Raw genomic sequence first — 22,527 nt, forward strand, 5'->3', positions numbered from 1 at the left:
GTACCGAGGGCAGGGGGTGGCGACAAGGACTTGACGGGGGGGGATAGCGCATTCGCGCTATCGCCCCCCACGGTTCGCACGCGAAACGCGGGCCCCGTCTTACCACGCTCCCAGACCCCCGCGCCGTTGGCGCGTCCCCCTGACTCAGGGGGACTCTGCTCCAGACGGGTTGCGTGCGATGTTCAGGCAATCGCGGCGCTGGCCGGCGGCGCGGATTCCAGGCAGTCACGCACCGGGGCGAAACTGCGCCGGTGCTCGGCGCAGGGGCCGTGCGCACGCAGCGCGGCCAGATGCGCCGGGGTGCCGTAGCCCTTGTGCTGGTCGAAGCCATATTCAGGATGGCGCGCATGCAGATCCTGCATGTAGCGGTCGCGCGAGACCTTGGCCAGGATCGAAGCGGCCATGATGGCGCGGTCGATGCCATCGCCGCCCACCAGCGCCTGTGCCGGCAGCAGCAGGCCCTTGGGCACGACGTTGCCATCGATGCGGGCGAAGCCGGCCACGTGGGCCACTGCGGCCACCACATCGCGCATGCCCTGCAGGGTGGCCTGGTAGATGTTCAGCCGATCAATGGCCTGCACATCCACCAGCACCACGTGCCAGGCCAGTGCCCGTTCCATGATGCGGTCGTACAGCTGGTCGCGGCGCGCGGCGGTCAACTGCTTGGAATCGTCCAGGCCGTTGATGCGCGGGCGCGACGGGTCGAACACCACCGCCGCGACCGCCACCGGGCCGGCCAACGGGCCGCGGCCGGCCTCGTCCACGCCGGCCACCAGGCGTTCGGGCTCGACCACCGCCGCGCCGTCGAACAGCGCCAGACTGGCCGCAGCGGCCGCACGGCGGCTCATGCGGCTTCCAGCTTGCGCAGCAGCAGCTCGCCCACCGCGTCGGCCGCCCGGGCCGAGGCATTGCGGCGCAGGCGTTCATGCAGGCGGGCATAGGTATCCTGCAGGTCGGCCACCCGCTGCGGGTGGTCGAACCATTGCTGCACGGCCGCCGCCAGCGCGTCGGGCGTGCAGTCGTGCTGCATCAGCTCCGGTGCCAGGTCCTGCCCGGCCAGGATGTTGGGCAGGGCGAAACGATCCACCTTGATCAGGCCCAGCGCCTTCACCAGGCGATAGGTCAGTTCGTTCACCCGGTAACCGACCACCATCGGCCGCTTCACCAGCATCGCTTCCAGGGTGGCCGTGCCCGAGGCCAGCACCACGACGTCGGCGGCGATCATCGCCGCACGCGCCTGGCCATCGAGCACATGCGAATAGGCCACCGGCAGCGCCGAGCGGGACAGCTGCTCTTCGATCAGACGGCGGCAGGCCGCATTGGCGGCGGGCACCACCACGTGCAGGCCCGGAATGCGTTCGGAGACCTGCCAGGCGGCTTCGAAGAACGGCTCGCCCAGGCGCGAGATCTCGCCCAGGCGGCTGCCAGGCAATACCGCCAGCACCTTGGCCGAGGCCGGCAGGCCCAGCTCTGCACGCGCCGCATCGCGATCGCCGTGCAGCGGAATATCGTCGGCCATCGGGTGGCCGACGAAGCGCGCGTCGATGCCATGCCGGGCATAGATGGGCGGTTCCATCGGGAACAGGCACAGCACCAGGTCGGCGCTGCTGCCGATCTTTTCGGCACGCTTCTCGCGCCAGGCCCAGACCGAGGGGCTGACGTAATGCACGGTGGGCACGCCACGCTGCTTCAGCCAGCGCTCGATGCCCAGGTTGAAGTCGGGCGCGTCGATGCCGATGAACACGTCCGGCTGCCATTCCAGCGCACGCTGGCGGAAGGCCGAGCGCAGCTTCAGCAGGCGCGGCAGGTGGCGCAGCACTTCGGTCAGGCCCATCACCGCCAGTTCGCTGGCATCGTGCCAGGTCTGGCAGCCGGCGTTGCGCATGGCATCGCCGCCGATGCCGGCGAATTCGGCATGCGGGAAGCGCGCCTTCAGCTCGCGCACCAGACCGGCACCGAGCAGGTCGCCGGAAGCCTCACCGGCCACCAGCGCGATGCGCAACGGGCGCTCGCTGAGCACCCGCTGTGCAGGCACGCTGCCGGCCATCGAGGCCAGCGGGATCACGTCGGCGCCGGCCGGCGCCTGGCCGGTCGTGCTGCTCATCGCAGCAGGGGCCTCTCGGCATGCTCGATGAAGTCCAGCATGGCCTTCACGTCGTCGCTGCCCTGTGCCTGTTCGGCCAGCTGCTGCTTGGCCTCGGCCAGCGGCAGGCCCGCCACGTACAGCGTACGGTAGGCACGCTTGATGGCGGTGATGCGGCCGGCATCGAAGCCGCGGCGCTTCAGGCCTTCGCTGTTGATGCCGCGCGGGCGGCCCAGCGAATCGGTGCCGACCATGGTGAACGGCGGCACATCGCCATTGGTCAGCGCACCCATGCCCAGGAAGGCATGCGCGCCGATACGGCAGAACTGGTGCGCACCGGCGAAGCCGCTGATGATCACGTAGTCGCCCACGGTCACGTGGCCGGCCAGGGTGGTGTTGTTGGAAAACACGCAGAAATTGCCGACGTGGCAGTCATGCGCCACGTGCGTGTAGGCCAGCATCCAGTTGTCGTTGCCGATGGTGGTGATGCCACCGCCGCCGCCGGTGCCGCGGTTCAGGGTCACGAACTCGCGGAACACGTTGCGGTCGCCGATCACCAGTTCGGTGCGTTCGCCGCTGAACTTCTTGTCCTGCGGTTCGCCGCCCACGGCCACGTGGCCGATGAAACGGTTGTCGCGGCCGATCCGGGTCGGGCCGTGCACGCTGCAGTGCGGACCGATCTCGGTGCCGGCGCCGATTTCGACATCGGCGCCGATGAGGGTGAACGCACCCACGCGCACATCGTCGGCCAGGCGCGCCGAGGGATCGATCACGGCGGTGGGATGGATCAGGGGGGCGTTGTCGCTCATCTAGCTCCTCCGGCCAGGGTTATTCGCGGGTGCCGGCGCACAGCACCTCGGCGCAGGCGACCACTTCGCCATCGACCTTGGCCACGCAGTCGTACACGGCCATGTTGCGGATCACGCGCTTGATCTCCACGTGCATTTCCAGCACGTCGCCCGGCACCACCTGCTTGGTGAAGCGGGCCTTGTCCACCTTCACCATGTAGAACAGCTTAGACTGCGAATCGCGGCCCAGAGTGAGCTGGGTCAGCACGCCACCGGCCTGGGCCATGGCTTCGATGATCAGCACGCCCGGCATGATCGGCTGGTTGGGGAAGTGGCCCTGGAAGAACGGCTCGTTGATGCTGACGTTCTTGGTCGCCACGATGGTGCGCTTTTCGTAGTCGATCGACAGCACCTTGTCCACCAGCAGGAACGGGTAGCGGTGCGGCAGCAGGGCCTGGATCTGCGTCATGTCCGGCAGGGTCTGGGTCTGGCTCATTCTTTCTCCTTGCTTACAGACAGGATGCGGCGGGCCAGTGCATCAAGCTGCTTGAAGCGCGCGGCGTTCTTGCGCCACGTGCGGTTGTCGGTGAGGGGGGTGCCGGACGAGTATTCGCCCGGTTCGGTAATGGAGTTGCGGACCACCGATTTGCCGGTGATCACGACCTTGTCGCAGATTTCCAGGTGGCCGACCACGCCGACAGCGCCGCCAAGCAGGCAGTAGCGGCCGATCTTGGCGCTGCCGGCAATGCCGGTGCAGCCGGCGATGGCCGAGTGCGCGCCGATCTGCACGTTGTGGGCGATCTGCACCAGGTTGTCCAGGCGCACGTCTTCGGCCAGCACGGTGTCTTCCAGCGCGCCACGGTCGACGCAGGTATTGGCGCCGATCTCGCAGTCATCGCCGATACGCACGCCGCCCAGCTGCGGCACCTTGATCCACTTGCCGGCATCCATGGCCAGGCCGAAGCCATCGGCGCCCAGCACGGCGCCGGGGTGGATGCGCACGCGCTTGCCCAGCTTCACCCGGGTGACCAGGGTGACCCGGGCAATCAGTTCACAGCCGCTGTCCAGGCTGCAGTCTTCGCCGATGATGCTGCCGGCGCCGACGATGCAGTTCTCGCCCACCACGCTGCGTGCGCCGATGGTGACGAACGGGCCGATGTGGGCGCTGGCAGCCACCTGCGCCTGCGGGTCGATGACCGCGCTGGGGTGGATGCCGGGCTCGCGCAGCGGCGCGCTGTCGAACAGCGCGGCGATCTTGGCGAAGGTGGTGTAGGGATCCTTGGCGATCAGTGCCGCGCCGGGGGCGGCCTCGGCATCGTCGGCACGCAGCACGACCAGCGAGGCGTGGCTGTCGGCCAGCTGGGCGCGGTAGCGCGGATTGGCAAGGAAGGTCAGCTGGCCGGCACCGGCATGGGCGAGGGTGGCCACGCCATGGATGGCGGTGGCGGGGTCGCCATGGACCTGCAGGCCGAACTGATCGGCGAGTTGCTGGGCGGTGTAGGTAGGAGTATTCACGGCGGGAGTTTACCGTGTGACGCCAATCCAGTCATGCGGGGCGGTTCTGCGGCCAACGCCAGGGGCCCTCGTGGGCTGTCGCACAAGGCTCCGTGGCAGGGTCGGACGGGTGGGGCCAGCGGGGGGCGGCGCAAGTACCTCCATGTAGCCTTGGTCGCCGCATCCATGCGGCTCACACCCCCGCCGGTCCCACCCGTCCGACCCCCGACAGTCTGGCGCGAGTGCCAGCCACGGAAAGACAGAAAAAATCAAAAGCAGCTCGCCCGCAGCGTGCGCGCTGTCCCCACAAGCGAAAACGCCGGGCAGAGCCCGGCGCTTCGTAACCCGTCTGGTGGCGCGCCCCCCTTCTGTTAAGGGGGGCGCGCCAGCGGCGCGGGAGATAGGTGGAATGCGGGGGCAGTTCTGGCGAACCGCCACGCGGTTCGTCAGAACTGCCCGCCGAAGGTGAACTGCAGGCGTTCGATTTCGTCGCCGTCTTCCTTCTTCAGCGGGAACGCGTAGCTGATCGAGATCGGGCCGACCGGGGCGCGCCACAGCAGGGCCACACCGGTGGACACGCGCAGCTCGTTGGCCTTGAAGTTGTCCACGCCGTTGTAGACGTTGCCGAAGTCGACGAAGGCCGACACGCGTGCCGACGGGCTGTCGAACAGGCGCGGGAAGTAGGCTTCGATCGAACCGACGGTCTTCAGCGAACCACCCAGCGGCTGGCCGTCGGGGTAGCTCAGGGTCACTTCGCGCGGGCCCAGGGTGTTGTCTTCGAAGCCGCGCACCGAGTTGGTGCCGCCGGCGTAGAAGTTCTCGTAGAACGGCAGGCCCGATGCGGTCACTTCGCGCATGTTGCCTTCGGCATCCGGCACGATGGCGGTCTTGTCCTTGCCATAGCTGTCGCCATAGCCGATTTCGGCGCGGGTGTTGATGACCAGCGACGGAATGATCGGCCAGTACTTGCTGATCTGGTAGTTCAGCTTGAAGTACTCGACGGTCGAGCCGGGCAGGGTGGTTTCCAGGCCCACGCGCTGGTAGGTACCGCGGGTCGGCATGAAGTAGTCGTTGCGCGAATCGCGGGCCCAGCCCAGTTCCGTGCGCCAGGCATGGAAGGTCTTGCTGCCCATCACGTTGATGTAGTCAACGATCGACTGCGGGGTGGTGCCGGTGTAGGTGGTGATCTGGTTGCTGTCGATGCCGAACATCAGCGAGACGGTGTCGGTCTCGGTGAGCGGCACGCCGAACACCACCTGCGCGGCACCGTTGGTGCTGTTGTACTGCGCGGTGTTGAAGTCGGAGTAGTCCAGTTCGCGCCAGGACAGGTTGTAGCCCAGCGACACGCCGTCATCGGTGAAGTACGGGTTGGTGTAGCTGAAGCCGTAACGCTGCAGGTAGCTGCTGCGCGAAGCTTCCACCGACACGCGGTTGCCGCCGCCCAGGAAGTTGTTCTGCGACAGCTGCACCGAGGTGGTCATGCCGTAGGACTGCGAATAGCCCAGGCCGAACACGAAGCTGCCCGACGTGGTTTCCTTCACGTTGTAGACCACGTCCACCTGGTCGTTGCTGCCGCTGACCGCCGGGGTTTCCACGTCCACCGATTCAAAGTAGCCCAGGCGCTGCAGGCGGATCTTGGAACGGTCGATGGCGGCCTGCGAATACCAGGTGTTCTCGAACTGGCGCATTTCGCGACGCATCACTTCGTCGGAGGTGCGGGTGTTGCCCTTGAAGATGATGCGGCGCACCGACACGCGCGGGCCCGGCACGACCTGCATGTTCACCGCCACGGTCTGCTCGGCGCGGTTGGTGGTCGGGATCGGGTTCACCTTGGCGAACGCGTAACCGATGTTGGACAGCGAGTTGGTGATCGAGTCGGAGCTGAACTCCAGCAGGGCGCGCGAGAACGTATCGCCGGCCTTCTGCACGACCATGCGCTCGACATCTTCCTGCGGCAGGATGGTGTCGCCGCTGACCTTGATGTCGGAGATCTTGTACTGGTTGCCCTCGGTCACGCCGGCCGTCACGAACATGTCGCGCTTGTCCGGGCTGATCGAGACCTGGGTGGAGTCGATGCTGAAATCGACGTAGCCACGGTCCAGGTACCAGGAATTGAGCTTTTCCAGGTCGCCGGACAGTTTTTCCTTGGAGTACTGGTCATCGCGGCGGTACCACGAGGCCCAGTTGTGCTCCTTCGATTCCCAGATTTCCAGGATGTCGCGGGCATCGTACTTTTCGGTACCGACCAGGTTGACGTGGCGGATCTTGGCCGCCTTGCCTTCCTTGATGGCGATGGCGATGTCCACGCGGTTGCGGTCCAGCGGGCTCACCGTCGGGGTGATTTCCACGTTGTACTTGCCGCGGTCGTTGTACTGGCGACGAAGTTCCTGGGTCACGCGGTCCAGGCTCAGGCGGTCGAAGGTGCCGCCTTCGGTCAGGCCGATGTCGGACAGGCCCTTCAACAGCTGGTCGCTCTTGATGTCCTTGTTGCCGGTGACGGTCAGCTTGTTGATCGCCGGGCGTTCCTTCACGGTCACCACCAGGATGCTGCCCTGGCGGTCCAGCTGCACGTCCTCGAAGAAGCCGGTCTTGTACAGGGCGCGGATGGTGTCGCCGATCTTGCTGTCGGTCACCGTCTCGCCGCGTTCCACCGGCAGGTAGGTGAACACCGTGCCCGAGCTGATGCGCTGCAGGCCGTCGACGCGGATGTCGCTGACAGTGAAGGGCTCGGCAGCCTGGGCCAGCACGGGGGCGCCGGTGACGGCGGCGAGGGCGAGGGCCAGCAGGCGGCGATTGGGGAGTCGCGTCATGTCACGTCCGGTAGGAAGGTCGATTTCATTGGTGCGGGATGCCGACGCTGTAGACGGCAACAACGTGGAAAAGTTCATCGCGGGACCAGGCCGAGGATGTCGTTGTAGAACGCCAGTCCCATCAGCCCGGCCAGCAGCGCCAGACCGATGTACTGTCCGGCGGCGATGGCACGCTCGCTCAGCGGGCTGCCCTTGACCAACTCAATAAGGTAATACAGCAGGTGCCCGCCGTCCAAGATGGGAATGGGCAGCAGGTTGATGATGCACAGGCTGAGCGACAGCAGCGCCAGGAACTGCAGGAACCAATCGAAGCCGCGCTTGGCCGAGATGTTGGCCACGCGGGCGATGGTGACCGGCCCGGAAACGTTCTGCAGCGAGGCCTTGCCGGTGACGATGCGGGCCATCATGGCCAGCGAATCGGCACCCAGGCGGCCGGTTTCGCGCACCGCGGCGGTCACCGCATCCAGCGGGCCATAGCGCATCAGGGTGTCGTAGGGCGGGCTGTAGGTGCTGGCGAAGCCCACGCCGATCTGCCACTGCGGCTGGCCCTTGCCGTCCTTGCCCTGGCGCGGGGTGACTTCCAGTGCCAAGCGCTCGCCACCGCGCAGGACTTCAATCATGCCCGGGCCGCCATGGCGACCCAGCGCCTGGATTTCCGGGCTGACCTGTTCGGCGCTGTCGATGCGCTGGCCGTCGATGGCCACGATCAGGTCGCCGGCCTGCAGCTGCCCGGCCACGGCCGAATCGGCGGTCAGGCTGTCCACCAGCGCCGGCTGCATCCACGCCTGCCAGTGCAGGCCGGCCAGCAGTGGCACGCGGCGTTCGTCGAAACCGGCTGGCAGCTGCGACAGCGGCAGGGTGCGGGTCTGCACCTGGTCGGCCAGGTCGACCACCTCCAGCGTCACGTCGCGGCGGTCCATCGCAGCGGCGGTCAGCGCCATGCTGGCCTCGCCCAGGGTGACCACGCTGCGGTCATCCACGCGCAGCAGGCGGTCGCCGCTGACCAGCCCTGCGGTGGCAGCCATGCCGGTGGCGCGGCCCAGGGTGGCCGAATAGTCCTGCTTGCCGATCACGAACATCGCCCATAGCAGCAGGATGCACAGCAGCAGGTTGGCGGCGGGACCGGCGGCGACGATGGCGATGCGCTGCCATACGGTCTTGTGGTTGAAGGCCTGGCCGCGCTCGTGCGGGTGCACTTCCACCTCGCGCTCGTCCAGGAACTTCACGTAGCCGCCCAGCGGCAGGGCGGCGATGGCGAATTCGGTGCCGTGCCTGTCGCGGCGCGACCACAGCGGCCGCCCGAAGCCGACCGAGAAGCGCAGCACCTTCACCCCGCACATCCGGCCCACCCAGTAGTGGCCGAACTCGTGGAAGGTGACCAGCAGCCCGAGGCTGACAATCATCCACCAGACCGATCCGATGAAGTCAGTCATGCAGGCTCACAGTGGCGGACAAGTTCGGAAGCGTCATGCGGTTCGTCGAGGCGTTCAGGCTGCGGCGATGGCGTTCAGGGTGAGCTGGCGTGCCCGCTGGTCGGCGGACAACAGGCCCTCCAGTGTATCGGCTGGCTCGCTGGGCAGTGTTGAAAGAGCGTTAGCAACCAGCGCCGGAATGGTCAGGAAACCGATCCGGCCCTGAAGAAACGCTGAAACCGCCTCTTCGTTGGCGGCGTTCAGCACTGCCGGGGCGGTGCCGCCGGCCTGCATGGCCTGCCAGGCCAGAGCCAGGCAGGGGAAGGCTTCGGTATCGGGGGCCTCGAAATCCAGCCGGCCCTGGGCCAGCAGATCCAGCCCGCCCACGCCCGATTCGATGCGCTGCGGCCAGCCCAGGCCCACGGCCAGGGTGGTGCGCATGTCCGGCAGGCCCAGCTGGGCCAGGGTTGAGCCGTCGACGAATTCGACCAGCGAATGCACCAGGCTCTGCGGGTGCACCAGCACCTCGATGCGCTCGCCCGGCACGGCGAACAGGTGGTGGGCCTCGATCACTTCCAGGCCCTTGTTCATCAAGGTGGCCGAATCGACCGAGATCTTCGGGCCCATCGACCACTTCGGGTGCGCTACGGCCTGGGCCGGGGTGACCTGGGCCAGCTCGGCGCGGCTGCGGCCACGGAACGGGCCGCCCGAGGCGGTCAGCAGGATGCGGCGCACGCCGGCGCCGTCCAGGCTGGCATCGCGCGAGCGCAGGCACTGGAAGATGGCGCTGTGTTCGCTGTCGATGGGGATGATTTCCGCGCCGGCCTGCTCGGCGGTGCGGGTCAGCAGTTCGCCGGCCAGCACCAGCGATTCCTTGTTGGCCAGCAGGATGCGCTTGCCGGCGGCAGCCGCGGCCAAGGTCGAGGACAGCCCGGCGGCGCCGACAATGGCGGCCACCACGGTATCGCAGGCGTCGCTGGCGGCCAGCTGGTCCAGGGCAGCGGCACCGGCGTGCGCCTCGGTGGCCAGGCCGGCCTCGCGCAGGCCGTCGCGCAGCGGCGCGAACAGGGTCTCATCGGCAATGACCGCGTGCGCCGGGCGGTGCACCCGGCACAGCGCCAGCAGCGCCTCTACCTGGCGGCCGGCGGCCAGCACAGTGGCCTGGTACTGCTGCGGGTGGCGGGCGATCACGTCCAGCGTGGAGGCGCCGATGGAGCCGGTGGCGCCGAACACGGCGACCCGGCGGGGGTGTGCAGCAACGTCCATGGTCAGAACCCGAAGATTTCCTTGCCCAGCGCGAACACCGGCAGGGCGGCCAGCACGCCGTCGATGCGGTCCAGCACGCCGCCGTGGCCCGGAATGAGGTGGCCCGAATCCTTGGCACCGGCGTGGCGCTTGATCAGGCTTTCATACAGATCGCCCAGCACCGAGGCGAACACAGCCACCACCGCCGTGACCAGCAGGCCCGGCAGGTGCGCGGTGTCGATCCCGGCCAGCAGGCCCAGGCCGACGGCGACGGCCACGCCGGCCACCAGCCCGCCCAGCAGGCCTTCCCAGGTCTTGTTGGGGCTGATGCGCGGGGCCAGCTTGTGCTTGCCGAAGCGGCGGCCGGCGAAGTACGCACCGGAATCGGCGGCCCAGACCAGGGCCAGCGCGGCGAACAGCCACAGATGGCCGTTGCCGCTGCGCGTGGAGTCAACATCGCCACCGGCGTGGATGAGCACCAGCGCCGCCCACGACGGCACGATGGCCAGGGTGCCGGCCAGCAGCTTCAGGATGCGGGCCGGGCTGCCCGGCTGCGCGCCGAACTGGTAGAAGCGCAGCCACAGCAGGGCGCACAGCCACCAGCCCACGCCCACCAGGGTGGCGATCTGGTACAGCACCAGGCTGCCGGCATCGGCCCAGACCAGCAGCACCATCAGCAGCAGGTTCAGCACCAGCAGCACGGTGCGGGCCAGGGTGTCTTCCACGTCGGCCAGCTTCAGCCATTCCCACAGGCCGACAAGGAACACGGCGGCCGCGGCGGCGGCCAGCCACTGCGTGGGCAGCAGCAGGATCGCGGCGATGGCGACCGGCGCCATGATCAGCGCGGCGAGGACTCGGGTCTTGGTCATGGGTTGGACGTCTCGGTGGCCATGGCGGCGATCTGGGCGCTGGTCAGGCCGAAGCGGCGCTCACGGCTGGCATAGGCGTCCAGCGCCTGTTGCAGCAGGGCGGCGTCGAAATCCGGCCACAGCGCTTCGGTGAACCACAGCTCGGTATACGCCAGCTGCCACAGCAGGAAATTGCTGATCCGGGTGTCGCCACCGGTACGGATGAACAGATCCGGCGGCGGCAGGTCGGCCAGGGCGACCTGGCGGCCCAGCAGCGCTTCGTCGATCTGCTCGGGCAACAGGCGGCCGGCGGCCACTTCCACCGCCAGTGCGCGGGCGGCACGGGCGATGTCCTGGCGCCCGCCGTAGCTGGCGGCGATGGACAGGGTCAGGGTGGTGTTGTCGGCGGTGCGCTGTTCGGCCAGCTGCATGCGGCTGACCAGCCCGGCGCCGAAGCGCTCGCGTTCGCCGATGAAGCGCACGCGCACGCCGCGCCGATGCAGCTCGTCCACTTCGCGATCAAGCGCGCCGAGGAAGAGCTTCATCAGGGCATCGACTTCGTCCTGCGGCCGGCCCCAGTTCTCGCTGGAAAACGCGAACAGGGTCAGCGCCGGAATGCCCAGTTCAAGGCAGCGCTCGATGGTGCGGTTGACCGCGCGGGCGCCGGCACGGTGGCCGATGACGCGCGGACGACGGCGCTGCTGTGCCCAGCGCCCGTTGCCATCCATGATGATGGCAACGTGGCGGGGCAGGGCGGCCGGCAGAGGTGGCGGGACTGAAGGCATCGACTTCAGACCGACAGCAGTTCCTTTTCCTTGTCGGCCACGACTTTGTCGACATCCTTGATGTTGCTGTCGGTCAGCTTCTGGATGTCGTCTTCGCCGCGCTTCTTCTCGTCTTCGCTGATCGCCTTGTCCTTGACCAGCTTGGCGATTTCCTTGTTCGCATCCTGGCGGATGTTGCGGATGGCGATCTTGGCGCCTTCGCCTTCCTTCTGCACCTGCTTGGCCAGTTCCTTGCGACGCTCTTCGGTCGGCGGCGGCATGTTGATGCGGATCGCGGTGCCCAGGGTGTTCGGGGTGAACTCGGCGTTGTACAGGCCCTTCTCGATCTCCTTGATCATGCTCTTGTCGAAGGGCGTGACCAGCAGGGAGTGGGCGTCGGCATTGGAAATGGACGCGACCTGGTTCAGCGGGGTGCTGGCATTGCCGTAGGCATTGACCGTCACGCGGTCCAGCAGGGCCGGCGTGGCGCGGCCGGTGCGGATGGAGGTGAGGGTGTGCTTCAGAGCGTCGATGCTCTTGGCCATGCGCGTCTGCGCGTTGTTCTTGATGTCGTTGAGCATCGCCCGGGTCCTGGATGTAACTGGAATCGGGCGATTATAGGCGAATACGGGACGCTGCCGGGCCTGGATCGGCCCGGGGCCCGGTTGCCGCTCAGGCTCAGGCCGGGTCGCGGCCCTGCACCAGGGTGCCGATGTTGGCGCCGTTGAGGATCTTCAGCAGTTCGCCGGGCTGGCCCATGTCGAACACGCGCATCGGCAGGTCGCTGTCGCGGGCCAGGGCAAAGGCGGCGGTATCCATCACTTCCAGGCCGCGACGGATCACTTCGTCGTAGCTCAGGCTGTCAAAGCGCACCGCGTCGCTGTACTTGTTCGGGTCCTTGTCGTACACGCCATCGACCTTGGTCGCCTTCAGCAGCAGGTCGGCGCCGATTTCGATGGCGCGCAGGGCGGCACCCGAATCGGTGGTGAAGAACGGGCTGCCGACGCCGGCAGCGAAGATCACCAGGCGACCCTTTTCCAGGTGGCGGATGGCGCGGCGGCGGATGTAGTCCTCGCACACGTCGTTGATCTTGATGGCGCTCATCACGCGGGCCTTGGCGCCCAGCTTTTCCAGCGCGTCCTGCATGGCCAGGGCGTTGATGACCGTGGCCAGCATGCCCATCTGGTCGCCGGTGACCCGGTCCATGCCGCCTGCGGCCAGGCCGGCGCCACGGAAGATGTTGCCGCCGCCGATCACCAGGGCCACTTCGGCACCGGCCTGCTGGGCCTCGATCACTTCACGGGCCAGGCGGTTGATGATCTTCGGGTCGATGCCGTAGTCCTCATCTCCCATCAGCGCCTCCCCGGACAGTTTCAGAAGGATGCGGCGATAGGCGAGCTTGGACATGAGGACCTCGGGTGCGTGGAAATCGCGGGCGATTCTACGCGCATGCAGCGCGCGGCCAAAGCGTTTTGTGCGCTGCGGCGCGATTTGGCGTGATCCCCCGGCCCGGGCCAGGGGATCCATTCAGCCAAGCTCGAGGCCCGCAGTCGCCGACAGCTCATCATGCCCCAGTTCGCCGGGCGAGCGGGCGATGACCCGGTTGCGGCCCAGGTTCTTGGAGCGGTACAGCACGTCATCGGCCGCGCGCAGCAGGTCCTGCACGGTGGCAAAGCGCTCGTAGCCGCCCTGGGTGGCCACGCCGGCGGAGAAGGTCACGAACAGGGGCCCGCTTTCGGCTTCGGTCATCGGGGTGGCCACGATGTTCGCCAGCACCCGGCGGATCACGTCCAGGGCCATCGCTTCGCTGGTGTTGGGCAGCAGGGCCACGAATTCCTCGCCGCCGAAGCGGGCGACCGTGTCGCTGTTGCGCAGCTGGCCCTGCAGCTTGGCGGCGAAGGCACGCAGCACTTCGTCGCCGGTCAGGTGGCCGTGGGCGTCGTTGATCTTCTTGAAGTCATCCAGGTCGATGAAGGCCACCGACAGCGGCCAACCGTGGCGCCCGGCGCGCAGGAATTCCTGCTCGAGCACGGCTTCCAGCTGGCGGCGGTTGAGCACGCCGGTCAGCGCATCGCGGTGCGCCTGGTCGGCCAGGCGCTTGGCCCGGGCCTCGAACTCGTCGGCGCGGCGGCGCGCCTGTTCGGCATCCTGCATTTCGCGCAGGTTGCGCAACGTGGTCAGTTCCTGTGCGTGGTCGATCAGTTCGCGCACGCGCTGCGGCGAGCTCAGCCCGGTTTCGAACAGGCTGGCGATGTCGGGCAGGGCGTCACTCATGCGCGCCAGCACCTGGTCGAAGCGGGCGCTGTCCAGCTGCAGCTGGTCGTGCACCTGGTGCAGGGCGCGTTCGCGCGCGGCGTCGGCATCGCTGTCCAGCCAGATATCGGCAACCGCACCAGACAGCTGCACGCAGGCCTGGAACGGGGTGGTCGCCGCTTCGGCATCTTCGCTGTGGCGGATGCTGTCCACCAGGTAGCGCGGCAGGCCCCATTCCTCGGCCACCCACGCGCCCACGTCGGCATGGCTGCAGCCCAGTGCCTGGCGCTCGCGTGCCACCAGATCGGGGTTGTCCTGCGCTTCGCGCAGCAGCGGCAGGTAGCGCTCGGATTCGGCCTGGGCCAGGCACAGCACGCCCATGTCCTGCAACAGGCCGGCCAGCATCAGCTCTTCCAGCCGGCGCAGGCCGCGGGCCTGGCCCAGTTGGCTGGCGGCCAGGGCGCTGAGGATGCTGCGCTTCCAGGCGCGCTGGCGCAGGTCGTGGTCGGCGCCGCCGCCGGCGGTCAGGCCCTGGGTGACGGTGAAGCCCAGCGCCAGGCTGATGGTGGCGTTCAACCCCAGCATGGTCAGCGCCTGGCCGAGGTTCTCGATGCGGCGGCGGCTGGCGTACAGGGGAGAGTTGGCAATGCGCAGCATGCGAGCACTCAGCGCCATGTCGATGGCGATGATGTCGGCGGCGGTGGCGATGTCCGCTTCCGGGTCCTGCGCCAGTTCGATGATGCGCAGGGCAATACCGGGGGGCGAGGGCAGGTTGCGGCACAGCGCCAGGGCAGCAGTCAGCTCAGGAGGCATGTCGGATCGTCAAATTCCATTAGGACAAGAATACTTAGGAATGCATCACAGTTTGCGCTTTTCGTTCCTGCTATGTGACTGCGAATTCCCCTGTGCCGAGTATCGGCTTGAATCGCAAACAACGCAAAGGTATCTGGCGTTTGAATGCGCGCCGACGGTGCGCAGCCACGGTGCCACCGGGGCCACAGGCATAAAAAAAGAGCCGCGGTTTCCCGCGGCTCCTTCTGGTCAGCTCACAGCCGGTGGGCTGGAATCAGACCTGCATGGCCTTGGCAACTTCGGCGGCGTAGTCTTCCACCACCTTCTCGATGCCTTCGCCCACGATCAGCAGCTGGAAGCCCGCCACGTCGGCGCCGGCGGCCTTGACCACCTGCTCGACGGTGGTTTCGCCCAGCACGTAGGTCTGGCCGTACAGGGTCACTTCGCTGACGATCTTGTTGATCTTGCCGCTGATGATCTTTTCCAGGATGTCGGCCGGCTTGGACTTGTCCTTCTCGGACATCTTCGCCAGTTCGATTTCCTTTTCCTTCTCAACGAAGTCGGCCGGAACATCGGCAGCCTTGTTGTGCGGCGGCTTCAGCGCAGCCACGTGCATGGCCAGGCCACGGGCCAGCTCGACGTCGCCGCCGATCAGGTCGACCAGCACGCCGACCTTGCCGTTGGTGTGCACGTAGGCACCGATGTTGCCGGTGGTGTCGACCTTCACCAGGCGGCGGATCTGGATGTTCTCACCCAGGGTCTGCACGGCGGTGGCGCGGGCTTCTTCCACGGTGCGGCCGTCGGCCAGCTTGGCAGCCTTCACGGCTTCGACGTCGGTGGCGCCAGCGGCCAGGGCGGCAGCGGCGACGGAGTCGACGAAGTTCTTGAAGTTGACGTCGTTGGCGACGAAGTCGGTTTCCGAGTTGACTTCGACCAGCACGGCCTTGCCGCCGTCCTGGGCCAGGCCCAGGCGACCTTCGGCAGCCACGCGGTCAGCCTTCTTGTCAGCCTTGGCAGCGCCGGACTTGCGCAGGGCTTCAGCAGCGGCGTCGATGTCGCCGCCGGCTTCGGTCAGCGCCTTCTTGCATTCCATCATGCCGGCGCCGGTGCGCTCGCGCAGTTCCTTGACCAGGGAAGCAGTGATTTCCACGGGATTTCCTCACGAAAGAAAGGGGTTGGGCCGGCATGGTGGCCGGCCCGTGTGACACGGTCCTGTCACGCGCCAAGGGCTGCGCGCAGGGAGGGTGGACGCCGGGGGTCCACCCCGGGGCCTGGATCAGGCCTGGGCGTCGTCGCCCTTCTTGGCAGCCTTCTTCGCCGGAGCGCGGCGGGCGGCCTTGTCTTCGCCTTCGGCAGCAGCGGCGTCGGCGAACTCTTCTTCACGCACCGAAGCAGCGTGCGGAGCAGCAGCCTTGCCTTCCAGCACGGCGTCGGCAGCGGCGCGGGCGTACAGCTGCACAGCGCGGATGGCGTCGTCGTTGCCCGGGATGGCGTAGTCCACCAGTTCCGGGTTGTAGTTGGTGTCGACCACGGCGATGACCGGGATGCCCAGCTTCTTGGCTTCCTTGATCGCGATGTCTTCGTGGCCGATGTCGATCACGAAGATGGCGTCCGGCAGACGGTTCATGTCCTTGATGCCGCCCAGCGAGGCTTCCAGCTTGTCGCGCTCGCGACGCAGGCCCAGCACTTCGTGCTTGACCAGCTTCTCGAAGGTGCCGTCGGTTTCACCGGCTTCCAGCTCCTTCAGGCGGGCAACCGACTGCTTGACGGTACGGAAGTTGGTCAGGGTGCCGCCCAGCCAACGCTGGTTCATGAACGGCATGCCGCAACGCTCGGCTTCTTCACGGATGGTTTCGCGGGCGCTGCGCTTGGTGCCCAGGAACAGGACGGTGCCGCGCTTCTGGGCCACCGACGAGATGAAGTTCATCGCGTCGTTGAACAGCGGGACGGTCTTTTCCAGGTTGATGATGTGGATCTTGCCGCGGGCGCCGAAGATGTACGGAGCCATCTTGGGGTTCCAGTAGCGGGTCTGGTGGCCGAAGTGGACGCCGGCTTCCAGCATCTGACGCATGGTGACCTGGGGCATTGCAATACTCCTGATGGGGAACCTGCATTTCCGCCCGCGGTAATAGTGTGCGGGACGCGTGGAAACGCGATCGGTTCCGGGGTTGGGCTTCCCTGTTGCCTCCGTGGCCGAACTCCTTGCGGAGCACCCCGGCACGGATGGGGGCAGCAGGTGTGGATTCACCGGTGACGTCCGGTGTGGACGGTGTCCCGCGCACGGGGCGGCAGGGCATCCGGAGGATTATAGCCAGATCCCGGGGCGCTGGGCAAATGGCCCGGCCGGGCGGGATCAGTAAGTGATGGTCACGTTGATCACATCGCTGTAGGTGCCGGCCGGCGGCTGGCCCGCCACCGGCGGCACCCGCCCGTAGATGGTCAGCTGCTGGGCCGCGCCGGTGCCGACGCCGCCCACCGTATCCACGGTGAGGGTGTTGCCCCAGCGCTGGCTGCGGCCGGCATCGCGGTACAGCTCGTAGCCCAGATAGTAGCTGGTGCCGGCCACGGTGGTGCGCATGCGCCGGGTACTGGTGCCGGTGGGGTTGTTCTGGCCGTTGTCCAGGCTCACCTGGTAGGCAGTGTTCTTCAGGCAGGTCAGGGTCAGCCGCGCGGTCTGGTCGATGTTGGCGGCGATGCTGCCGGTGACGTTGCCGAAGTTCATGGCCGTGGTGACATAGCTGCCGCACTGCGGCAGCACCGTGGCCGTGGCAGTGAAGCTGAACGCAGCGCTGGCACTGTTGGTGCCGGTGGCGCCGCCATTGCAGGTGGCCGGCACCGTGGCGTTGCCCAGCAGCACTTCATTCCAGGCCCAGGTCAGCACCACGTTGGCACCACTGAAACTGCTGCTGTAGTTGCCCGAGGCCAGGGTCTGGTTGGCCGGTATCTGCGCGAACAGCTGGGTGGTCTGCGCGCCGCTGCCGCCGGTCAGCAGGGGCACGTTGTAGGTCATGGTCAGTTCCTGCGCCGGCGGCGTGCCACGCGGCAGCAGGCCGGTGGCCTGGCTGTAGCTGGCGTTGTTGTAGATCTGGAAGTTCAGGCTGTCGCCGCTGCTGGTGGTCATGGTGCGCCCGCTGGCCGGGGTGCCGCCGCCACTGCCGGCGCCGATGCCCACGCAGACCCGCACCCCGGTGGTGGCCAGCAGGCTCAGCGCGGCGGTGGTGCAGTTCACGGTGATGTTGAGCGTGCCGGTGCTGGGCGCGGCAGCGCCGCTGTTGACGTTGTTGAAGGGCAGGGTGGGGTTGGCCGTGGCGGTACAGGTGGCAGTGGCCCACGCCGGCGTGGCCAGGGACAGGCTGGCGACCATCAGCAGCAGTGCCAGCAGCCCCTTCATGGCGTCGCGCCCGGCAGGCAGCGCAACGGCGTGGGACGCGGCGTGGCGCCGGCGGCCTGCACGTTGGGCCGATCGGGTATCCGCACGCTGCACGCGCCCTCGTTGGTGATGACCTGCAGCACGCTGCCGGCGGCCACGGCTTCCAGGTACAGCAGGCCGTCGTAGCCCACCGTAGCCTGGCGCCCGTCCGGCAGCTGCACTTCGCTGCCAACGTCCAGCGGCTGCCCGGCGGCATCCTGCAGGGTCAGCCGCAGGGAGGCGCGCGCGCGCAGGTTGAAGGTGACCCCGGTGCCGGCACCCTGTGGCGGCGTCACCCAGTCTTCAATGCGGTCGGCGCGCATGTCCTGCGGCAGATCCAGCGTATCGATCGACACCCGGTTGCGCTGCCACGACAGCAGTGGGCTGACCAGCAACAGCCCACGGTCGTCGGTCACCCCGATCAGGCGGTTTTCCAGCCGCACCGGCACCCCGCCCACGCCATTGGTGCTGACCACTGCAAACGCGTCGGCCACCTCGCGGGTGGCGAAGCTGTGGCCATCCATCCAGACCACGCTGCCGCTGGCACTGCCGTAGGCGAAATTCAGCCCGCTCTGGCGCGAGGCGCCCAGCGCGTAGCGGCCGACGCTGTTGAGCACGCCCACTTCGGCCAAGCCGCCCAGGCCGTCATCGCCCTGCCGCAGCTGTGCGCGCCAGCCCATGCCGCCAGCGCTGCCGTCGCCCGGCACCGGCTGGGTGATATCGGCCACCCAGGCCTGCGCGCCGCCGTTGCGCTGGGTGGACAGGCTGGCCTGGCGGTTGTTGCCCAGGGTGGCGGTCAGGGACAGATACACGCTGCGGTCGTTGCTGCGGTCCAGGTTCTGGTTCAGCGACAGGTAGGCCGACCAGCGCGGGCTCCAGCTGCGCGACCAGAACAGGCTGGCGTAGCGGTTATCGTCGCCCTCGGGGTAGCGCAGCCGCAGGTAGCTGGCGCTCACCGTGCCCAGCCGGACCAGGTCGATGCCGGCGGTGGCCTGTTCGCTGATGCTGGGCGGCAGGCTGCCCTGCAGCGCGCCCAGGTCGCGGTAATCGCCGTGGCTGCGCACGCTGCGCAGGTTCAGGTTGAAGCGCCGGTTGTTCCAGCTGTAGCCCACGGCCCATTGGCCACCGCGCAGGCTCTGGTAGCGGCTGCGCGCATAGGCGGCGTTGACCACGCCCAGCCGGCCGATCTGCCACCAGCCGCCCATGCCGGCCTGGGCAAGGCCGCCGCCGCCCTCGGCATGCGCCTCGCCGGTGAAACGGTCGCTCAGACCGCCGCGCCAGCTGGCACTGGCCACGGTGCGGTGGTCGTAGGCGAAGGATTCCTCGCCGAAGCTCTCGCGCAGCCGGCCCACGCCCAGCGACCAGTCCGACAGCCCCTTGGCCAGCAGCTGCTGGGTGCCGTAGAAGCTGAAATCCAGCGTCTGCATCCGACCGAATGCATCGGTCAGCACCACCTGGGCGCTGCCGTTGCCGCTGATGCCCGGTTGTGCCGCCAGCTGGAATGGCCCCACCGGCACCTGCCCGCTGTACTGGCGCAGGCCATCCACGTACAGCTCAACGCTCGACGGCACCACGGCCTGGCCCAGGAACGACGGCGTGGGGGTGAGCACGCGGTAGGGCTGCAGGCCGTAGTTGCGGCCGATCTGCAGGCCGCCCAGGCGGACCTGGCGGGACCAGTCGACGAAGCCACTGTAGAAGTCGCCCACCTCCAGGCTCAGCGCCTGGTCGGGGAAATCCAGGGTCCAGCGGGTGTCCAGGCGCACGCTTTCGCTGTGCCAGCGGCGGTCGTCGCTGCGCTGGTAGCGGCGGGTCACCGCAGTGTTCTCGAACGTGCCGCGACCGATGCCGAAGACCCGGGTTTCCGAGGTCAAGGTCAGGTTGCCGCGGCCATCCACGTGGCTGCCATACAGGTCGTAGTTCAGCAGCACGCCCGGCGCGGCCGCGCTGACGTCGGGGCGCGCCTGCGGCCGGCTGAGCACGGTGGTGGGCAGGGTCAGCTGTTCCAGCGGCACGTCCAGGGCCAGGGTCTGCTGCTGGGCGTCATAGCGCACCACCACGCCGCTGATCTGGTCCAGGAAGACCGGTGCCTGCCCGGGCGCGCTGAAGCCGAGCTGGCGCAGCACCTCGGGGCTGGCCTGCAGGCGCCCGGCGGTTTCGGTGAAGGGCAGCAGGCCGCGCGGCGTGCTGTTCAGCACCACCGCCAGGTACAGGGTCTGCTGCGCGGTAAGCGGCGTGGGCGGCGGCAGCAGGGCATCGGCGGAAACACCGGACACGTCGGCGGCCGAGGCGGCCGTGGGAACCAGTGCCATGCCCAGCAGTGCGCTCACCAGCGCCTCAGCGAGCCGGTGTGGGGGGCAGGGGCGTCTGCTTGGGCGCGCCATTGAGCTTGGCCGAAATCTGGTCGTTGTCGCGGTCGATCGCCGTGCGTTCCAGTGGCCAGCGCATCACCTGCCCGGGCAGCACATAGCCCAGCAGGCCCGGGTGGACGATGCGCGGACGGTCGGCGCTGCCCAGCGCAAGATCGGCGATCTGCGCATGGGCCGTGCCGCTGTTGCGCACTTCCACCCCGTCGCGGCCGTCGTCCAGGCGTACCAGCCCTGCCTGCAGCTGCGGCTTCAGGCGACCGGGCGACGGCGGCTGGATGAACACCGGAATGGAGTAGCGCAGGACGAACTGCATGCCGCTGGCACGACGGGCCAGGTCCGGCACTTCGTCCACGATCAGGCGGAAGTACTGCGGCGCGTCCGGCGGCTGGTTGTCCGGGCGCATCACCCGCACCAGCTGCTGTTGGCCGGCGGCCAGTTCCTGCATGGGCGGGGTGGCCAGCAGGTCCTCGGTGGGCAGCAGCTGTTCCTGGCCGTCCTGCTGCACCCAGCGGAACACGCGCACCTGCAGTTTCACCGGCGCAGTGCCACTGTTGGTCAGCCACAGCTCGCCGGCGCGTTGGCGTGCATCCAGCTGCAGGGTGGTCGGGGCGACCTGCAGGCTGGTGGCGGCGCGGGCCGGCGCCAGCAGCGCAAGGGCGAGCAGCAGCGCCGCGCCGGTGGCGCACCACGGGCGGATCGGGTTCATCGGCACCACCCCGTCAGTAGGTGATCGTGGCGGTGACGGTATCCAGGTAGTTACCGGCAGAGGCGTTGTTGGTGCTCAGGTTGCCGATCTGGCCATACACCGTGTACGGCTGGGCCAGGCCGGTGCCGATGCCGGCCTGGGTATTGGTGCCGGACGTGGCACCCCACACCAGCGTGTGGGCCGCATCGCGGTAGAGCTGGTAGCCCACGTAGTTGTTGGTCGTCACCGTGGCGTCGGTGTTCTTCATGCGCCGGGTGGTGACGTCGTTGGCGGTGCCTGCATTGGCACCGGCGTTCAGCGAGATGGTGTACGGGGTCAAGGCCGAGCACTGGGCGGTGACCGTGCCCTGGCCGTTGGTCGGCGTGGCCGTGGTGGAGGCGGCGGTGCCGAAGTCGACGTTGGTGGCGGCGGCGGCCGTGATGGTGCAGGCCTTGGTGACGATCAGGGTCACGTTGAAGGTGGTGGTATCGGCGGCGGCGGCGGGGCCGGCCAGCAGCAGGGCCAAGGCCCATGGCAGGGTGGAACGGGCTGCGGATCGCATGGACAACCTCCCTGACCCGAAGGTCTGTTGAACAGGGCGAGAGCGGTGCGGGGGCACCGCGCTGACGTCAGTGTCCCCAGAGTTAAAACACTAAGTGTCTGTATTTCGTGAGAAAAATGCGTGGAAAAAGGCCAATCGCATCACGCTTTCACATTCCTTGCCGGAACCGTGCATTGGCCACACCCTCAGTTGGCCGGCGTTCGTTCAGATTGCGGCTGGATCGGCGATAATGGGTGCCATGAGCGTGAATCTGAAAACCCCGCAGGAAATCGAGATGATGCGCATCGCCGGCCGCTTGGCCAGCGAAGTGCTCGACATCGTCACCCCCCACGTCAAGCCCGGTGTCACCACCGAGGAACTGGACCGCATCTGCCACGACCACATCGTGAACGTGCAGGGCGCCACTCCGGCCAACGTCGGCTACCGCGGCTTCCCCAAGACCGTGTGCACCTCGGTCAACAATGTCATCTGCCACGGCATCCCCAGCGAAGGGAAGGTGCTGAAGGACGGCGACATCATCAACATCGACGTGACCGTCATCAAGGATGGCTGGCACGGCGATACCAGCCGCATGTATTTCGTCGGTACGCCGTCGGTGATGGCCCGCCGCCTGGTGGAAGCCACCTACGAAGCCATGTGGCGCGGCATCCGCGCCGTGCGTCCGGGGGCCACCCTGGGCGATATCGGCCATGCCATCCAGAGCTATGCCGAAGGCGAGCGTTTCAGCGTGGTGCGCGAGTACTGCGGCCATGGCATCGGCAAGGTCTACCACGATGAACCGCAGGTGGTGCACTACGGCCGCCCGGGCCAGGGCCTGGTGCTGCAGCCGGGCATGACCTTCACCATCGAGCCGATGATCAACGAGGGCACCCGCTACAACAAGGTGCTGCCGGACGGCTGGACCGTGGTGACCAAGGACCGCAAGTTGTCGGCGCAGTGGGAGCACATGATCGCGGTCACCGAGACCGGCGTGGACGTGCTGACACTGTCGCCCGGCGAATCGCAGGTCTCCTGAC

The 22,527-nt window shown here is 67.8% G+C and carries 20 protein-coding genes; 1 reads left to right on the forward strand and 19 read right to left on the reverse strand.

Going from position 1 to position 22,527, the window contains the following annotated elements:
* Positions 1-182: 182 nt before the first annotated feature.
* The 19 genes from C1922_RS06705 to C1922_RS06795 form a co-directional block, all read right to left on the reverse strand.
* Complete coding sequence (locus C1922_RS06705) at positions 183-848, reverse strand: ribonuclease HII (protein WP_108749055.1); 666 nt, start codon at positions 846-848, stop codon at positions 183-185.
* Complete coding sequence (gene lpxB / locus C1922_RS06710; RefSeq protein WP_108749056.1) at positions 845-2,104, reverse strand: lipid-A-disaccharide synthase; 1,260 nt, start codon at positions 2,102-2,104, stop codon at positions 845-847. Before lpxB ends, C1922_RS06705 begins: the two co-directional genes overlap by 4 nt.
* On the reverse strand, positions 2,101-2,892 hold the full coding sequence (lpxA, locus tag C1922_RS06715) for an acyl-ACP--UDP-N-acetylglucosamine O-acyltransferase (RefSeq protein ID WP_108749057.1): 792 nt from the start codon (positions 2,890-2,892) through the stop codon (positions 2,101-2,103). The genes lpxB and lpxA overlap by 4 nt, the downstream gene beginning before the upstream one ends.
* 19 nt (positions 2,893-2,911) lie before the next feature.
* Positions 2,912-3,367, reverse strand: coding sequence for a 3-hydroxyacyl-ACP dehydratase FabZ (gene fabZ, locus C1922_RS06720; protein ID WP_108749058.1), 456 nt, complete (start codon positions 3,365-3,367; stop codon positions 2,912-2,914).
* Positions 3,364-4,386, reverse strand: a complete 1,023-nt coding sequence (gene lpxD, locus C1922_RS06725; RefSeq protein ID WP_108749059.1) for a UDP-3-O-(3-hydroxymyristoyl)glucosamine N-acyltransferase — start codon at positions 4,384-4,386, stop codon at positions 3,364-3,366. Before lpxD ends, fabZ begins: the two co-directional genes overlap by 4 nt.
* Positions 4,387-4,811: 425 nt before the next feature.
* Positions 4,812-7,175, reverse strand: a complete 2,364-nt coding sequence (gene bamA / locus C1922_RS06730) for an outer membrane protein assembly factor BamA (RefSeq protein ID WP_108749060.1) — start codon at positions 7,173-7,175, stop codon at positions 4,812-4,814.
* A gap of 74 nt (positions 7,176-7,249) precedes the next feature.
* Entirely contained in the window at positions 7,250-8,608 is a 1,359-nt protein-coding gene (gene rseP / locus C1922_RS06735) for an RIP metalloprotease RseP (RefSeq protein ID WP_108749061.1), read from the reverse strand.
* 54 nt (positions 8,609-8,662) lie between these two features.
* Entirely contained in the window at positions 8,663-9,853 is a 1,191-nt protein-coding gene (gene dxr / locus C1922_RS06740; RefSeq protein ID WP_108749062.1) for a 1-deoxy-D-xylulose-5-phosphate reductoisomerase, read from the reverse strand.
* A gap of 2 nt (positions 9,854-9,855) precedes the next feature.
* A complete protein-coding gene (locus C1922_RS06745; protein ID WP_108749063.1) occupies positions 9,856-10,701 on the reverse strand; it encodes a phosphatidate cytidylyltransferase in 846 nt (281 codons plus the stop codon).
* Positions 10,698-11,465: a polyprenyl diphosphate synthase gene (gene uppS, locus C1922_RS06750; protein ID WP_108749064.1), complete on the reverse strand. Its 768-nt coding sequence runs from the start codon at positions 11,463-11,465 to the stop codon at positions 10,698-10,700. The genes C1922_RS06745 and uppS overlap by 4 nt, the downstream gene beginning before the upstream one ends.
* Before the next feature lie 5 nt (positions 11,466-11,470).
* On the reverse strand, positions 11,471-12,025 hold the full coding sequence (gene frr, locus C1922_RS06755) for a ribosome recycling factor (protein WP_108749065.1): 555 nt from the start codon (positions 12,023-12,025) through the stop codon (positions 11,471-11,473).
* Positions 12,026-12,122: 97 nt separating this feature from the next.
* Positions 12,123-12,851: a UMP kinase gene (pyrH, locus tag C1922_RS06760; protein ID WP_108749066.1), complete on the reverse strand. Its 729-nt coding sequence runs from the start codon at positions 12,849-12,851 to the stop codon at positions 12,123-12,125.
* Between the two features lie 120 nt (positions 12,852-12,971).
* The gene (locus C1922_RS06765; protein ID WP_108749067.1) at positions 12,972-14,510 is read right to left on the reverse strand and encodes a GGDEF domain-containing protein; all 1,539 of its coding nucleotides are present in this window, start codon (positions 14,508-14,510) and stop codon (positions 12,972-12,974) included.
* Positions 14,511-14,763: 253 nt separating this feature from the next.
* Positions 14,764-15,639 (reverse strand): translation elongation factor Ts, encoded by an 876-nt coding sequence (tsf, locus tag C1922_RS06770; RefSeq protein WP_108749068.1) that lies wholly within the window; start codon positions 15,637-15,639, stop codon positions 14,764-14,766.
* Positions 15,640-15,765: 126 nt separating this feature from the next.
* Entirely contained in the window at positions 15,766-16,575 is an 810-nt protein-coding gene (gene rpsB / locus C1922_RS06775; protein WP_108749069.1) for a 30S ribosomal protein S2, read from the reverse strand.
* A gap of 267 nt (positions 16,576-16,842) precedes the next feature.
* On the reverse strand, positions 16,843-17,880 hold the full coding sequence (locus tag C1922_RS06780; RefSeq protein WP_108751507.1) for a spore coat U domain-containing protein: 1,038 nt from the start codon (positions 17,878-17,880) through the stop codon (positions 16,843-16,845).
* Positions 17,877-20,207, reverse strand: a complete 2,331-nt coding sequence (locus C1922_RS06785) for a fimbria/pilus outer membrane usher protein (RefSeq protein ID WP_108751508.1) — start codon at positions 20,205-20,207, stop codon at positions 17,877-17,879. The genes C1922_RS06780 and C1922_RS06785 overlap by 4 nt, the downstream gene beginning before the upstream one ends.
* A 25-nt stretch (positions 20,208-20,232) precedes the next feature.
* Positions 20,233-20,970, reverse strand: a complete 738-nt coding sequence (locus tag C1922_RS06790; RefSeq protein WP_108749070.1) for a molecular chaperone — start codon at positions 20,968-20,970, stop codon at positions 20,233-20,235.
* 13 nt (positions 20,971-20,983) lie between these two features.
* Complete coding sequence (locus C1922_RS06795) at positions 20,984-21,511, reverse strand: spore coat U domain-containing protein (RefSeq protein WP_108749071.1); 528 nt, start codon at positions 21,509-21,511, stop codon at positions 20,984-20,986.
* A 238-nt stretch (positions 21,512-21,749) separates the two neighbouring features.
* Here C1922_RS06795 and map point away from each other — a divergent pair, with 238 nt between their 5' ends.
* Complete coding sequence (gene map / locus C1922_RS06800; RefSeq protein WP_108751509.1) at positions 21,750-22,526, forward strand: type I methionyl aminopeptidase; 777 nt, start codon at positions 21,750-21,752, stop codon at positions 22,524-22,526.
* The last annotated feature ends 1 nt before the right edge of the window (position 22,527 follow it).

Source organism: Stenotrophomonas sp. ZAC14D2_NAIMI4_7, from assembly GCF_003086675.1.
Classification (GTDB): Bacteria; Pseudomonadota; Gammaproteobacteria; order Xanthomonadales; family Xanthomonadaceae; genus Stenotrophomonas.